This window comes from Xanthomonas euroxanthea (assembly GCF_903989455.1).
Taxonomy (GTDB): Bacteria; Pseudomonadota; Gammaproteobacteria; order Xanthomonadales; family Xanthomonadaceae; genus Xanthomonas; species Xanthomonas euroxanthea.
The window spans coordinates 3,887,217-3,902,203 of sequence record NZ_LR861803.1 but is presented as its reverse complement, the minus strand read 5'-3'; the positions used below and the strand labels follow the sequence as shown (position 1 = coordinate 3,902,203).

12 protein-coding genes are annotated in these 14,987 nt (G+C 66.3%); 9 read left to right on the top strand and 3 right to left on the bottom strand.

The features are described 5' to 3' along the window. Positions 1–160: 160 nt before the first annotated feature. The gene (locus H7A86_RS16290) at positions 161–1,417 is read right to left on the bottom strand and encodes a 6-phosphofructokinase (protein WP_119130990.1); all 1,257 of its coding nucleotides are present in this window, start codon (positions 1,415–1,417) and stop codon (positions 161–163) included. A gap of 157 nt (positions 1,418–1,574) precedes the next feature. Here H7A86_RS16290 and H7A86_RS16285 point away from each other — a divergent pair, with 157 nt between their 5' ends. The 4 genes from H7A86_RS16285 (at position 1,575) to H7A86_RS16270 (ending at position 5,480) form a co-directional block, all read left to right on the top strand. Continuing rightward, a complete protein-coding gene (locus H7A86_RS16285) occupies positions 1,575–2,138 on the top strand; it encodes an adenylate kinase (protein WP_104648828.1) in 564 nt (187 codons plus the stop codon). 349 nt (positions 2,139–2,487) lie between these two features. Next, on the top strand, positions 2,488–3,858 hold the full coding sequence (mpl, locus tag H7A86_RS16280; RefSeq protein WP_180707922.1) for a UDP-N-acetylmuramate:L-alanyl-gamma-D-glutamyl-meso-diaminopimelate ligase: 1,371 nt from the start codon (positions 2,488–2,490) through the stop codon (positions 3,856–3,858). Next, the gene (locus H7A86_RS16275) at positions 3,855–4,451 is read left to right on the top strand and encodes an LON peptidase substrate-binding domain-containing protein (RefSeq protein WP_180707921.1); all 597 of its coding nucleotides are present in this window, start codon (positions 3,855–3,857) and stop codon (positions 4,449–4,451) included. Before mpl ends, H7A86_RS16275 begins: the two co-directional genes overlap by 4 nt. A 144-nt stretch (positions 4,452–4,595) precedes the next feature. Continuing rightward, a complete protein-coding gene (locus H7A86_RS16270) occupies positions 4,596–5,480 on the top strand; it encodes a bestrophin family protein (protein ID WP_119130992.1) in 885 nt (294 codons plus the stop codon). Positions 5,481–5,706: 226 nt separating this feature from the next. On the opposite strand, the gene H7A86_RS16265 is transcribed toward H7A86_RS16270, so the two are convergent. Continuing rightward, positions 5,707–7,794, bottom strand: a complete 2,088-nt coding sequence (locus H7A86_RS16265; protein WP_119130993.1) for a bifunctional DedA family/phosphatase PAP2 family protein — start codon at positions 7,792–7,794, stop codon at positions 5,707–5,709. A gap of 143 nt (positions 7,795–7,937) precedes the next feature. Between H7A86_RS16265 and H7A86_RS16260 the strand changes: the two genes are divergently transcribed. The 4 genes from H7A86_RS16260 (at position 7,938) to H7A86_RS16245 (ending at position 11,800) form a co-directional block, all read left to right on the top strand. Continuing rightward, a complete protein-coding gene (locus H7A86_RS16260; protein WP_119130994.1) occupies positions 7,938–8,597 on the top strand; it encodes a serine/threonine-protein kinase in 660 nt (219 codons plus the stop codon). A 128-nt stretch (positions 8,598–8,725) separates the two neighbouring features. After that, on the top strand, positions 8,726–9,541 hold the full coding sequence (locus H7A86_RS16255) for an SDR family oxidoreductase (RefSeq protein WP_119130995.1): 816 nt from the start codon (positions 8,726–8,728) through the stop codon (positions 9,539–9,541). 218 nt (positions 9,542–9,759) lie between these two features. After that, the gene (locus H7A86_RS16250) at positions 9,760–10,749 is read left to right on the top strand and encodes a YiiG family protein (RefSeq protein WP_119130996.1); all 990 of its coding nucleotides are present in this window, start codon (positions 9,760–9,762) and stop codon (positions 10,747–10,749) included. 109 nt (positions 10,750–10,858) lie between these two features. Then, positions 10,859–11,800, top strand: a complete 942-nt coding sequence (locus H7A86_RS16245) for a YiiG family protein (protein ID WP_232099115.1) — start codon at positions 10,859–10,861, stop codon at positions 11,798–11,800. A 587-nt stretch (positions 11,801–12,387) separates the two neighbouring features. Here H7A86_RS16245 and H7A86_RS16240 read toward each other — a convergent pair. Then, positions 12,388–13,260, bottom strand: a complete 873-nt coding sequence (locus H7A86_RS16240; RefSeq protein WP_104584053.1) for an ion transporter — start codon at positions 13,258–13,260, stop codon at positions 12,388–12,390. A 72-nt stretch (positions 13,261–13,332) separates the two neighbouring features. Here H7A86_RS16240 and H7A86_RS16235 point away from each other — a divergent pair, with 72 nt between their 5' ends. Beyond that, complete coding sequence (locus H7A86_RS16235; RefSeq protein ID WP_119131477.1) at positions 13,333–14,559, top strand: acetylornithine transaminase; 1,227 nt, start codon at positions 13,333–13,335, stop codon at positions 14,557–14,559. Positions 14,560–14,987 lie beyond the last annotated feature (428 nt).

The window sequence follows — 14,987 nt, the reverse complement described above, 5'->3', positions numbered from 1 at the left end:
TTCTTATCTCAGCGCAAGGCAGTAGCGCCTGGCGTCCATCCGCACGTGCTGTGCCGGCTCGTTAAAGAGTGCATTCGGAGATTCCGCAGATAGCCCAGCGCCGGTTAGCGTGGGTGTCCTGGCATAGACGCGCCAGCGAGGGCGCCTGCACTTGGGTGGCTCACCCCTCCCACGCAGGCAATTTCTTCGCCACCGCCACATTCTTCAGCGTCACATACTTCGGCAGGCCGTCGCTGCCGTAGGCCAGCGGCGCCTCGCCCTTGATCAGCGGGGCGAAATAGCGGCGGGCGCGCTCGGTGATGCCGAAGCCGTCCTTGCGCAGGAAGCTGGGTGGCATCTTCTTTTCGTGGTTGGCCACCTTGTGCAGCGGGGCCGGCACGATCTTCCAGCGGTACGGTGCGTCGCTGACGCGTTCGATCACCGGGATCACCGCGTTCATGCCCTTGAGGGCGTATTGCACCGCCGCCTTGCCCACGGCCTGGGCCTGTTCCCAGTCGGTCTTTGACGCCAGGTGGCGTGCGGAACGCTGCAGGTAATCGGGCAGCGTCCAGTGCACCTTGTAGCCGAGTTCCTGCTTGACCTGCGCTGCCAGGAACGAGGCCACGCCGCCGAGTTGCGCATGGCCGAACGAGTCGGTCGCGCCGCCGGCATCGGCGACGAAACGGCCCTGCGCGTCCTGGATGCCTTCGCTGGCCACGACCACGCACCAGCCGACTTTTTCCACTACCTGCTTGACCTTGGCCAGAAACACCGCCTGGTCGTAGGCGCGCTCGGGCAGCAGGATGACCTGCGGTGCATCGTCCGGGCCCTGGCCGGCCAGGCCTGCGGCGGCGGCGAGCCAGCCGGCGTGGCGGCCCATCGCCTCATAGATGAAGACCTTGGTGGAGGTGTCGGCCATGGCGGCGACATCCAGTGCGGCCTCGCGGACCGACACCGCGGTGTACTTGGCCGCCGAGCCGAAGCCGGGGCAGGTGTCGGTCACCGCCAGATCGTTGTCGATGGTCTTGGGCACGCCGATGCAGTGCAGCGGGTAACCATAGGCCTTGGCCAGCTGCGAGACCTTCCAAGCGGTGTCGGCCGAGTCGTTGCCGCCGTTGTAGAGGAACCAGCGCACGTCGTGCGCGCGCAGCACCTCGAGCAGGCGCTCGTATTTGGCACTGTCTTCTTCCAGCGACTTGAGCTTGTAGCGGCAGGAGCCGAACGCGCCGCCCGGAGTCTGCGCCAGTGCGGCGATCGTGGCGGCGGACTCCTTCGAGGTGTCGATCAGCTCCTCGCGCAAGGCGCCCAGGATGCCGTTGCGTGCGGCCAGTACCTTGACCTTGCGTGCGCGCGCCTCGGTGATCACACCGGCGGCGGTGGCGTTGATGACGGCAGTGACGCCGCCGGATTGGGCGTACAGCAAGTTGCCAGTGGACATAGGGGACGGGCTCCTTACATGGGCGATGGCGCAGGGGACAGTGCCGGGACATTCCCCGGATGCGGTAAGCTGCACGACCATACGGTCAGCGCTGGCGAAGACCTGAGTCTAACGCCGCCAACCGCAACGCGTTTTTATTCGAAAGTGGAGTCCACTGATGCGATTGGTTCTGTTGGGACCGCCCGGTTCGGGCAAGGGCACCCAGGCGACACGTCTCAAAGACAAGTTTGGGATCCCGCATATTTCCACCGGCGATCTGCTGCGTGCCGAAGTGGCCGCCGGCTCACCGCTGGGCCTGAAGGCCAAGGAAGTGATGGCACGCGGCGATCTGGTTTCCGACGAGATCCTGCTCGGCATGCTGGAGGCGCGGCTTGGTCAGGCCGATGTCGCCAAGGGCTTCATTCTCGACGGCTATCCGCGCAACGTGGCGCAGGCCAATGCGCTGGACGACCTGCTCGGCAAGATCGGTCAGCCGCTGGATGCGGTGGTGCAGCTGGATGTGGCCAGCGAATTGCTGGTCGAGCGCATTGCCGGCCGCGCCAAGGCCGAGGGCCGCGAGGACGACAATCCCGAGTCGGTGCGCAAGCGCCTGCAGGTCTATACCGACTCCACGGCGCCGGTGATCGGTTTCTACGAACAGCGCGGCAAGCTGGCACGCGTGGACGGGGTGGGCACGCTGGATGAAGTGCTGGAGCGTATCGGCACCGCGCTCGGTCGCTGAGCCGGGGTGGGGTGGGCCGGGCAGTACGCCTGGCCCGCACAGATGCGCGCCGGCGGCCGGCGTGGCGTCACAACCCATTGATTGCGCAAAAGAAAAACCCCGGGCGTACAAGACGACCGGGGCAGAATAACGCCAGTAATGAGCTTGCTCAGAGCCCCACAGCATGAGCTCCCTGGGGATTTGGCCTCTTGGGGAGTAGGACCAAAGGGGTGCTGCGACTGGCGTTCAGCATAGTGATGGATGTGACGCAGTTCTCATATCGGGAAATTCCTGACAATGCGGTAGGGGTTTCCTGACAACACGGTCGGCGGTTGCGTGGAATGGCCCGCAACTCCGGCGATCGGCGACAATGCGGCCCATGACCAAACTCCACATCCTCGGCATTGCCGGGACCTTCATGGGCGGTGTCGCCGCCCTTGCGCGCGAACTTGGCTGGCAGGTAGAGGGCAGTGACCAGGCCATCTATCCGCCGATGTCCACCCAGCTGGAAACCCTTGGCATCGCGCTGGCACAAGGCTACGCGCCGTCCAATATCTCGGCAGATACCAGCGATGTCGTCATCGGCAATGCCTTGTCGCGCGGCAACCCGGCAGTGGAAGCGGTGCTCGACGCGGGCCGTCGCTATAGCTCCGGTGCGCAGTGGCTGGCCGAGCAGGTGTTGCCGGGTCGCGACACGTTGGCGGTGGCCGGCACCCACGGCAAGACCACCACCACCACCATCCTGAGCTATCTGCTGGACGCCGCCGGGCGCGCACCGGGTTTTCTGATCGGTGGCGTGGCCGAAGACTTCGGCGTGTCGGCCCGGCTGGGCCAGGGGCGCGAGTTCGTGGTGGAAGCCGACGAATACGACACCGCCTTCTTCGACAAGCGCAGCAAGTTCGTGCACTACCGGCCGCTGGTGGCGATCCTCAACAACCTCGAGTACGACCACGCCGATATCTTTCCGGACGTGGCCGCGATCCAGCGCCAGTTCCACCATCTGGTGCGCACGGTGCCGGCGCGCGGGCGGCTGATCGTCAACGGCGAGGATGCGCGCCTGGCCGAGGTGCTGGCGATGGGCTGCTGGACGCCGGTGGAGCGCTTCGGTTTCGATGCGGCGCTCGACTGGAGCGCACGCTTGATCGCCGCAGACGGCAGCGCGTTCGCGGTGCTGCAGCGTGGGGTGGAGATCGGCCAGGTGCAGTGGCCGCTGGTCGGGCGGCATAACGTGCTCAATGGGTTGGCGGCACTGGCGGCCGTGCATGCGGTGGGCGTGGATCCGGCGACGGTGATGCCGGCGCTGGCGCGCTTTCAGAGCGTCAAGCGGCGGTTGGAGCTGCTGGGGCAGGCAGGCGACATCACCGTATACGACGACTTCGCCCATCACCCCACCGCGATCGCGACCACCTTGCAGGGCCTGCGTGCGAAGGTCGGCGCGGCGCGCGTGCTGGTGGCGATGGAGCCGCGCAGCAATTCGATGCGGGCGGGCGCGCATGCGCAGGCGTTGGCGCCATCGTTGCGCGATGCCGATGCGGTGGTGTTCCTGCATCGGCCCGAACTGGCCTGGGATGCCGCACCGATCATCGCGCAGGTGCGCGGTGATGCGCATGTGGCGCATGACGTGGAAGCACTGCTGCAGACCCTGGGCGAGATTGCGCAGCCGGGCGACCATGTGGTGTTCATGTCCAATGGCGGTTTCGATGGCGCGCCGCGTCGCTTTCTGGCGCAATTGTCCCGATGACCGACCATACGATCACCGCCGACACCAGCGCCCTGCCGCTGTTTCCGTTGCACAGCGTGCTGTTGCCGGGTGCGGCGATGGGCTTGCGCGTGTTCGAGCGCCGCTACCTGGATCTGGTGCGCGAGAGCGGCCGCACGGGCAGCAGCTTCGGTGTGTGCCTGATCCTGGATGGCACCGAGGTCGGCGTGCCGGCAACGCCGGCTGCATTCGGCACCGAAGTGCGTATCGAGGATTTCGATGTCGGCGCCGACGGCGTGCTGGTGTTGCGCCTGCGCGGCACGCGTCGCTTTCATGTACGGCGTTCGCGCATTCGTGACAACGGGCTGGTGGTCGGCGAGGTGAGCTGGTGCGAACCCGACAGCGACGACGAATTGCGCCCCGAGCATGGCCTGCTGGCAACCGTGCTCGAGCGCCTGCTCGAACAGGTCGGTGGCGAATTTGCCTCCGCCGGGCCTGAGCTGCTGGACCAGGCGGCATGGGTCGGCTGGCGGCTGGCCGAACTGCTGCCATTGACCGAGCAGCAGCGTCTGTCGCTGTTGCAGCAGGACGATCCGCACCGGCGCCTGGACCAGTTGCTCGCCTGGATGCCGTGACACTAAGACAACGGCGCGCGTGACCCATCACCGCGCTTGCACCCTTGCAACGGCACACTCGCCACGCTTGAGTGCGCTCCCGATGGCATCCCTGCAGTGGATGCGCGCATTGGCGTCACTCGTTATCGATCCACGGAGTGTGCCTTGATCATCGATGTCAAACCGCGTGTGGCGGATGTGTTCAGTCAGGTCTGGCGGACCCTGGCGGTGTTGTTCGTATGGGACGTGTTGATCACGATCATCTACTACGTGCTGCCGTTCCGCGCGCCTGCATTGCCGTTGACCATCTTCGGTTCGGCCCTGGCGTTGTTCCTGGGCTTTCGTGCCAACTCGACCTACCAGCGCTGGTGGGAAGGGCGGGTGCTGTGGGGCCAGATGATCAATGCATCGCGCAATCTGGTGCGTTTGAGCATCAGCATCCTGTCCGCGCCGGAAGCGGCCACGCTGGGCCGCAGCATTGCGTTGCGCCAGATCGCCTACGTCAATGCGTTGCGGTGCCAGCTACGGCGGCTCCCGGTGGCGATGGCGCTGGAGCCGCGCCTGCACGCCGACGAAGTGGCCGCGGTGATCACGCGCACCAATGTCGCCAACGGCCTGCTCGACGCCACCGGACGCAACGTCGAGCAGGCACGTCGCGATGGCTGGATCGACAGCATTCAACAAGCCAGTGTCGAGCGCATCCTGGTGGATATCGCCAACGCGCAGGGCGGCATGGAGCGGCTGAAGAATACGCCGTTACCGTATCAGTACCGGTTCTATCCGAACCTGTTTACGCGGCTGTTCTGCGTCCTGCTGCCGATCGGCCTGGTGGAGACGCTGCAATACGCAACGCCGGTGGGGTCGACCGTGGCTGGCCTGATGTTCCTGGCGGTGCTCAAGATCGGCGACGAACTGGTCGACCCGTTCGCCAATACCATCCACGATCTGCCGCTGGACAGCATGTGCCGCACGGTGGAAATCGACGCGTTGCAGGCAATCGGCGAACAGGCGCCGGAACCGATGCAGCCGGTGGATGGCGTGTTGTGGTGAGTGCATCGCGCCTCGACCAATGCGGCTTGTGCGCATCCAAACGGCGCTGAAGCGCACGCTTTCAGGTAATCGAACGGTGCAGATGCGTCGGTTGTAGAGCGGCTGACCTGCGGCTTGGCTGCAGGGCCCCTCTGCCCGCCTACCAGCGCGGGACACCCTGCAAGTAGCTCTTATCTCCAGTACTGCGCGCGCGGTCGCTGGCCGATCGCCGCTGTAGCCCGATCGATCAACGGCGCTGGTGTGACGACGCCGATGCCGCCGGGTGGGATGCGGTGGTTTCCGCCTGCGGTGCAGCGTTGTCCTTGTCCTCCGGCCGCAACGCATTTCCCGACCTGCTGTCGATCAGGATCACGGGCACCTGCGAGCGTCGACGCTGTTCCAGGCGATGCGGCAGGGGGTCCAGTGCCTGGCGCAACGCGCTCAGTGCCGGGTCGACCCCGCGCAGCGGGTACCACAGGCCGATCAGGCTGAAGTGCCGGCTGTAGCGCAGGGTCTGGGTGCTGCCCACCCATAGCGGTTGGGCGCCGGGCTGCAGGCGCGCGGCCGCCGGCCACAGGCGCAACACATGCACATGGCCGGGCGCCGCGTGACGCACCATCAGCAGGGCTTCGACCTGCGTGTCCAGCGTGGCCGGCAGAATCGGCACCTCGTCCGGGCGGCCGCTGACATCCAGCAGGTGCAGGGCCTGTTCCCAGCCGGCCTGCGGTTGCACCCGCCAGCCGCGTGCTTCCAGCTGGCGCTGCAGCGGTGCCAGCGGGCCGGCTAGCTGCACGTCCAGCGGCCAGCGCTGGTCGTCGTCGAATTCATTGCGGCGTGCGGGCAGCAGGCGCCACTGGCCGTTCCACCAGTCATCGGCGGGCAATTCCATCAGCAACGGCGGCGGCGGTTCGAACTTGGCCAGTTTGGTGTCCAGATTGCGCGGCGCGAATACGATCGCGCAGGTCAGGAACACACCGTAGAAGATCCACGAGACCGGCTTGACCCAGAACGCGCGGGTGGCCCGACGGCGATAGGCGATGCCCAGCACCAGCAGCCAGAAGATGCCGAACAGCATGCCGCCGACCACGTCGCTGAGCCAGTGTGCGCCCAGGTACAGGCGCGCAAAGCCGATCAGCGACACCATCGCGCCACTGACCAGATACGGCCACACCCGGCGCCGGCCCGGCAGCTCGCGCGCGATCAGCAGCGCGAAGAAACCAAAGCCGATCGTGGCCATGGTGACCGCCACCGACGGAAACCCGAAACCGCTGCTGGCCGCCGGCGGGCGCACCACCTGCACGGTGGCGCCCAGCAACTGGGTCAACGCCAGGCCGAAGGCCAGCGCGATCACCCAGTGCGTCACCGCCATCCAGCGGCGCCGCCAGGCCAGGTAGCCCATGGCCGCCGCGATCGCCGGCAGCAGCACCTGCCAGTCGCCCAGCGAGGCCAGCGCCACCATCGGGTAGTCGGCCAGCGGGTTGCGCAGTGCCAGCATCAGGTCGTGCACGGCCAGGTCCACGCGCAGCGGCTCGCCATGCGCCAGCACCACCATCAGCAACACGAACCAGCCCCAGCCCAGCAGCAACAGCATCAACGCCATCATCGCCAGTGGCACCGACTCGCGGCGGCGCGGGTCGAACACGCTCACCGACCAGTTGCCCAGGACCGGATGCCGATGCGACCACTCCAGCAGCCGCGCCAGCAGGGCATCCAGATGGCCGGCCGACCAGCGGTAGGAGTACAGCACCATCGCCCAGGCCAGGCCGATCACTGCAGCCAGCAAGGTGACCACCACGAACAGGCGGCCGGCCACCGCGGCCACCGCGTCGTAGGCGGTGCCCAGCACCCAGCCGGGCACCAGGAACAGCAGCGCCCACGAGATGCAGGCCAGGCCGCTGGCGACCAGATAGCGCTTGAACGGCATGTGCGACATGCCGGCGATGGCCGGCACGAACGGCCGCACCGCGCCCACGTAACGGGCGATCAGGATGCTCTTGAAGGCATTGCGTCGAAACAGCAGCTCGCCACGCTCCAGCAACTGCGGGTAACGGCGGAACGGCCAGTAGGTGTGCAACTGGTGACCCCACCGGTGGCCGACCCAGAAGCTCAGCGTATCGCCGGCGAAGGCGCCCAGGGCGGCGCAGGCCACCGCATACGGCCCGTTGATCTGGCCCAGCCCGATCAGCACGCCGATGGCGAACAGCAACGGCAGCGCCGGTACGATGGCGCCGAGCACGATCACCGCATCGGAAAATGCGATGGCAAAGATCGCCACGCCAGCCAGGGTGGGGTGGTGTCCGATCCACTCCAGCGTGGCGTCGATCCATGAATTCATCCCACGATTATAGGTGGGCATGGCGACGAGGTGACTTCGCCGTCATCACATCGGCCCGGCCGCTTCACCTCAGGTTGCGAGCGGGCAAGACCGCAGGGGCAACGCGCGCTGTGGCGATGCGGGCGCCCCGCCTACAATGGGGGATGAGTGACGATCCCGCCGCCAATCTGCCGCTGAAGTCCGATACCTTCGGGCGCATCCTGTTGATCCGCGAGGCCGACCGCCTGTTCGTGCGGCGCGACCTGAGCGTGGCGCCGTGGCTGTTGCGCGGAGTGGCCTGGTGGCTGGCGCGGCGCGAAGTGTTGGCCCTGCGCCAGCTGGATGGCTTGCCACGCACGCCGCGGCTGTTGCGCTGGGACGGGTGCCATCTGGATCGCAGCTATCTGGCCGGCGATGCGATGTACCGGCGCCCGCCGCGTGGCGATCTTGCCTACTTCCGCTGCGCGCGCAGGTTGTTGCAGCAGTTGCATCGGCGCGGCGTGGCGCATAACGATCTGGCCAAGGAGGCCAACTGGCTGGTGCAGGACGACGGCAGCCCGGCGGTGATCGATTTCCAGCTGGCGGTACGCGGCAATCCCCGTGCGCGCTGGATGCGCCTGCTTGCCCGCGAAGACCTGCGCCACCTGCTCAAGCACAAGCGCATGTATTGCCCGGCCGCGATCACCCCGGTGGAACGCCGCGTGCTCAAGCGCACCTCCTGGGTACGCAAGCTGTGGTTCGCCACCGGCAAACCGGTCTACCGCTTCGTGACCCGCCGCGTGCTGCACTGGGAAGACAACGAGGGGCAGGGGCCGAAGCCCTGAAGTGCCGGGACTCGGGAATCGGGAGTAGGGAATCGGTAGGGCGCATCGCGGCAGCTGATCGTGCGTCGGCTGCTGGACGTACAAGGCGCTAAGCTTTTGCGATTCCCCATTCTCGACTCCCGATTCCCATGACCTTAAACGGCAAAACCCTCTTCATCACCGGTGCCTCGCGCGGGATTGGCTTGGCGATTGCGTTGCGGGCGGCGCGGGATGGGGCCAATGTGGCGATTGCGGCCAAATCGGCGGTGGCCAATCCCAAGTTGCCCGGCACCATCCATAGCGCGGCCGCGGCGGTGACGGCGGCCGGTGGGCAGGCGCTGGCACTCAAATGCGATATCCGCGACGACGACCAGGTGCGTGCGGCCGTGGCCGCCACGGTCGATGCCTTCGGCGGTATCGATATCCTGGTCAACAATGCCAGTGCGATCTGGTTGCGTGGTGCGTTGGACACGCCGATGAAGCGCTTCGATCTGATGCAGCAGGTCAACGCACGCGGCAGTTTTCTGTGCGCACAGGCGTGCCTGCCGCATCTGTTGCAGGCGCCCAATCCGCACATCCTCACGCTGGCGCCGCCACCGTCCTTGAACCCGGCGTGGTGGGGCGCGCATACCGGCTACACCCTGGCAAAGATGGGCATGAGCCTGGTGACCCTGGGGCTGGCAGCCGAGTTCGGCCCGCAAGGCGTGGCGATCAATGCGCTGTGGCCGCGCACCGTGATCGCCACCGATGCGATCAACATGATCGACGGCGTGGACGCGGCCGCGTGTCGCCGGCCGGAGATCATGGCCGACGCGGCGCATGCAGTGCTGACGCGCAAGGCGGCTGGATTCCATGGCCAGTTCCTGATCGACGACGCCGTCCTGGCCCAGGCCGGCATCACCGACCTGAGTGGTTATGCGGTCGACCCGTCGCGTGCGCTGTTGCCGGATCTGTTTCTCGACTAAGCGCGGCCAACATCGCGGCCCGCGCTCGTGGGCGGGAGACGGAGCGCGACCGAGCCTCGGCGCGCGCAGCTGCCGTGCTTCAAGGCGTAGGTGCGCCCCGCCAGCAGTCGCGCCGTTGAGGCCCGGCTGCGGCCGGACCTGGGGCGAGCACACCCAGTTCACAGTCGGGTTTGCTATCGTGTGTAGCTGAAAACGTTTCCAACAAGGATGTACCGCGCGTGTCTCCGAAGTTTCGTGTGCTTGTTCTGGCGGTCTGCGTGTCCGCCCTGGTGGCCGCCTGTGGCGGCAAGTCGCAGCAGCCTGCAACCGGTGCCGACGGTGCCGATACCAAAACGACCGGAGGACAGCTGGATTCCCTGCAAGGCGTGACCGCCAAGCTCGGCGCCTATATCGACTGCTTCAACCGCGTCAACGCGAAGGTGCACGCCGGCGCCAAGTACTACACCGGCTGGATGCAGGACCCGTTCGCCGGCCCGACCGGTGACGAGTCCGGCATGACCGGCCCGTACGATATCGACGATGGCGACATGCAGCAGTGCGACGCACCGGTCAGCGCGGCCGCTGCGGCGAAGCCAGCGCTGCCGGCGCTGGACAAGGCAGCAGGCGACTATCGCGCGGCATTGAAGGCACTGCAGCCGATCAGTCACGCAGTGGCCGATTACTACACCCGCCAGGATTACGAGGACGACCAGTTTGCCAAGGGCAAGCAGCTGCACCCGCAGCTGATGGAGGCACTGTCCACCTACGCCGATGCCAGCACCGCCTTCAGCGCCGAACTGGACCTGCAAAACGACGCGGCGCAACGCGAAAAGCTCAAGACGCTGGAGCAGGGCGAAGGCCGCACGCGCGAGTACTACCGGCTGGCGATGATGCTCGACGCCAAGCAGATCGCCGATACGCTGGAAGAGGAGCAGTTCGACGTGCCGCGTGCCAACGCGCTGCTGGACGGCTTCAACCGTCTCTCCGATGAAGCGCACGCCAAGGTGGCCGACCAGGAGCCGGGCAAGCTGGACTGGAACAGTTTCGAGACCGCTGCAGAAACCTTCCGCAGACAAGCCAAGGCGCGGGTGAAGCGCGTGGTCGAAAAAACGCCCTACAGCAAGATGGAGCAGGGCTGGCTGGATAGCCCCTCGCTGGCGCCCGAAGGCTCGCCGCGCAAGTTACTCAACACCTACAACGCGCTGGTGTTCCAAAGCAATCGTCAGTAATCACTGCTGTTTCCAGCCATCGCGCGCGTGCCGGGCGACCGACTGCGCCGGATGCCTTTCGGCCGCACGCTGCGGCGCCACCTTCTTCAACCTATCAATGGAACGCAAGATGACCCATCAACTTCGTTATGCGCCGCTCGCCGCGGCGATCGCGTTCGCCGCACTGCTTGCCGGCTGCCAGAAAGACGCGCCCGCCGCCGCAGTGGAAGGCGCCGACAAGATCAATGCCTACATCACGTGCTTCAACGGTGTCGAGCAGCCGATCCATGAGAGCTACCAGCAATACATCGGCTGGATGCAGGACCCCGAGGCCGGCCCGACCGGCAAGGAGAGCGGTATCCATGCACCGGGCACGGTGCTGTCGCATCACGTGGACGAATGCGGGGCGCCGATGACCGCGGCACTGGCGCAAACGCCCGCCAACCCCCAGCTCGATCCGGTGGCCAAGACCTATCAGGAACGCTTCACCACGCTCAACGAGCGTATCGGCGAAGCGGTGCGCTACTACGACCGCGAGGATTATCTGCGCGATGACGGCAAGGGCATGAAGGCGCTGCACGCGCCGTTGATGCAGGCCTATCACGCGTTCTTCGAGGCCGGCGAAGCCATGAATGCCGCACTCGAACGCAACGAAGACATGCGTCGCCAGGCGCAGATCGATGCGATCGAAAAGGAAGAGGGCCGCAGTGCCTCCTGGTATCACCTGAAGATCATCGGCGAAGGCAAGCAGCTGGTGCAGGTGCTCGACAGCGACACGCCGGATCTTGCTGCAGCGCAATCCCAGCTCGCACGCTACCAGGGCATTCTGGAAGAGGCACAGAAGGCCAAGGTCGGCCAGGGCGATGCGATGTGGGGCCACATGGAACGTTCTGCCGACAAGCTGGCGCGCGAGTCGGGACGGCTGGTCGAGCGTATCCGCACCAAGACACCATTGAACAAGAGCGAGCAGATGCTGCTGGAAAGTGGCTCACTCCCCCCGGGCGGCACGCGCCAGGCCGTGCTGGCCAGCTACAACGATCTGATCGACATGAGCAATCGCATGTCGCATTGATGCTGCGCACGCATCTGTGTCGCATTGCGTAAGCGCATCGAACAGATGATTGTGCAAGCCTCAAAGATGCTGAAATCCTGACCTTCAGCGTTGTTAGATGGTCTCAAGCAAAAATGGTCGAGGGCGCGGTGCCCTCACCGCCTGCGGGACACGCCGTGAACCCGTCCCTGGGGCTCGGTGGCGGCATCCATGCCGCCACACGGTCCCGCAACCGGCGAGGACACTGCACCTGGAAGTTTCAAGGTTGCTTCATTGAAAGCCTGCTCATTGCTCGGCTTGTCTTGGATTACTAATTAGGCGTGCTCTTATGGAAGCGCGCACGTCATGCTCTGCTTGCACCCGCACACCGATCGTCTCGACCGGTCCTTGCCCGCTCACCGTCGCGGGACCCTGAGCGGCAGGGATGCCGCGCCAAAGCCTACATGGACGTACTTGCGGCGTGTCCCGCGATGGTGGGCGGGCAAGGACCTGCAGCAAAGTCGCAGATCATCGGCGCTACAGCTGATCTACAAGGCTGTCTATCAGCTGCTCTATCTGCGGCCACTGCTCGGTGGCCGCAGGGGTCGCGTCAAGTCCGCAGCACCGCGTCAGCCGTTGGAACTCTCCGGCAGCGGCTCGGCACATTGCCGGCAATAACGCGCATCCGGCGCGTGGCCTTCCAGCCCGCACCGCGGGCAGTTGCGGGTATCGCGCTTGCCGGCGTGGCCGCCTTCGCGCAGTGTGCTGGCCAGTTCGGCGGTGTAGATGCCGGTGGGCACGGCGATGATGCTGTAGCCGATCAGGATCAGGGCCGAGGTGACGAAGCGGCCCAGCGTGGTCTGCGGCACCAGGTCGCCGAAGCCCACCGTGGCCATGGTCACGATGGCCCAGTACATGCTGGTCGGGATGCTGGTGAACCCGTGTTGCGGGCCTTCGATCACATACATCGTGGCGCCGGCAATCACGGTGATGGTGAGCACGCTGAACAGGAACACCAGCACCTTGCGCCGGCTGCGCCAGAGCGCGTCCACCAGTTGCCCGCTTTCCTCGATGTAGCGGGTGAGCTTGAGGATGCGGAACAGGCGCAGGATGCGCAGCACGCGTACCACCAGCAGCGTCTGGGCACCTGGCACGAAGAACGACAGATAGCTGGGCAGGATCGACAGCAGATCGATCACGCCCCACACGCTGAGGGCGTAATGCAGCGGGCGCCGCACCACCGCCAGGCGCAACCCGTATTCGACCGTGAACAGGACCGTGAACGCCCATTCCAGCGGCACCAGCCAGTGCGCCGAATGCGAGTGGATGCGCGGCACGCTGTCGATCATGATCACCATCACGCTGGTGAGGATCGCCACCACCAGCATCAGGTCGAAATTGCGCGACGGACGGGTGTCGTGCCGGTAGATGATGTCGAACCATTGCCGGCGCCAGCCGTGGTCGGTGGCGGGAGTGAGCTGGGGATCGGAGAAAGGGCGCATCCGCGCATTGTGCCGCAGGCCGGCGAATGCGCGAGAATGCGCGTTCTCCCTCCGCTTCTGCGACCCACCATCATGAGCACCGCTGCCGATTCGCCCCTGTCCCTCGCGCATTACTACCTGCCGGTGTACCGCCCGCGCCGGGTGGTGCTGGAGCGTGGCCAGGGCAGTCGCGTGTGGGACGACCAGGGCCGCGAGTATGTGGATCTGTCCGCCGGCATCGCGGTCAACGGGCTGGGGCACAACGATCCGGATCTGATGGCCGCGCTGACCGAACAGGCCGGCAAGCTGTGGCACACCAGCAACGTGTTCTTCAGCGCACCGCCGCTGCAGCTGGCCGAAGAGCTGGTGACCGCTTCGCGCTTCGCGCACAAGGTGTTCCTGTGCAACTCGGGGACCGAGGCCAACGAGGCGGCGATCAAGCTGGTACGCAAGTGGGCCAGCAGTCACGGCCGCGCGGCCGACAAGCGCGTCATCGTGACCTTCCGCGGCAGCTTCCACGGGCGCACCCTGGCTGCGGTCACCGCGACCGCGCAGCCCAAGTACCAGGAAGGCTACGAGCCGCTGCCCGGCGGGTTTCGCTATGTGGACTTCAACGACGTGGCGGCGCTGGAGGCGGCCATGGCCTCGGGCGACGTGGCCGCGGTGATGGTCGAGCCGATCCAGGGCGAGGGTGGGGTGATGCCAGCCGCGCCGGGTTTCCTGAGCCGCGTGCGCGCGCTGTGCGACCAGCACGATGCGCTGCTGGTGCTGGACGAGATCCAGTGCGGCATGGGCCGTACCGGCACGCTGTTCGCGCATTGGCAGGAGCAGGTGACGCCGGACATCGTGACGCTGGCCAAGGCGCTGGGTGGCGGCTTCCCGATCGGCGCAATGCTGGCCGGCCCCAAGGTGGCCGAAACCATGCAGTTCGGCGCGCATGGCACCACCTTCGGCGGTAATCCGCTGGCCGCGGCGGTGGCGCGGGTGGCGCTGCGCAAGCTGGCTTCGCCGCAGATCGCCGAGAATGTGGAGCGTCAGTCGGCGGCGCTGCGTGCCGGCCTGGAGGCGCTCAACGCCGAGTTCGGCCTGTTCGCACAGATCCGCGGACGCGGCCTGATGCTGGGCGCGGTACTGGCGCCGGCGCATGCCGGGCAGGCCGGCGCGATCCTGGATTTCGCCGCCAACCATGGCGTGTTGCTGTTGCAGGCGGGGCCGGATGTGCTGCGCTTCGTGCCGGCACTGAATCTGACCGATGCCGAGTTGGCCGATGGCCTGGCGCGCCTGCGCCTGGCCGTTGCCGAGTACGCCGCGCAGAAGTGATCGACCTCTGCGCTTCCTCGCGCCATCGCGGCCGGCGCTGTGCCGGCGAGCGCGGTTGGGGAGGAGGCGCAGGTCGTTGTGTTTCCCGATTTGCGCCAGGCCCTGTCAGGGCACGTGGCGTTGTTGCCGCAGGTACCTGCGCGGCTGTTGCAGGATCTGCATGAAGACAGCGGTGCGTAGCTGATGCGGATTGCGTATCGCGCGGTGCAGCCCTCTTGCGGCAGCGATTGGATAACGGCGGGGGGCATGGAGGTTTGAGTTTTATCGCTCTACCGTACCCTCACCCCAACCCCTCTCCCGACGGGCTCGCTTCTGCGTTCGCCGTTAACCCAACACCGACTCAAGGCGCCAACGCTGTCCCTGATCGTGGACGCCGACGCGTTCAATGCTGCGAGCAGCGTCTTGCGTAATCCGTGAGGGTGATCGGT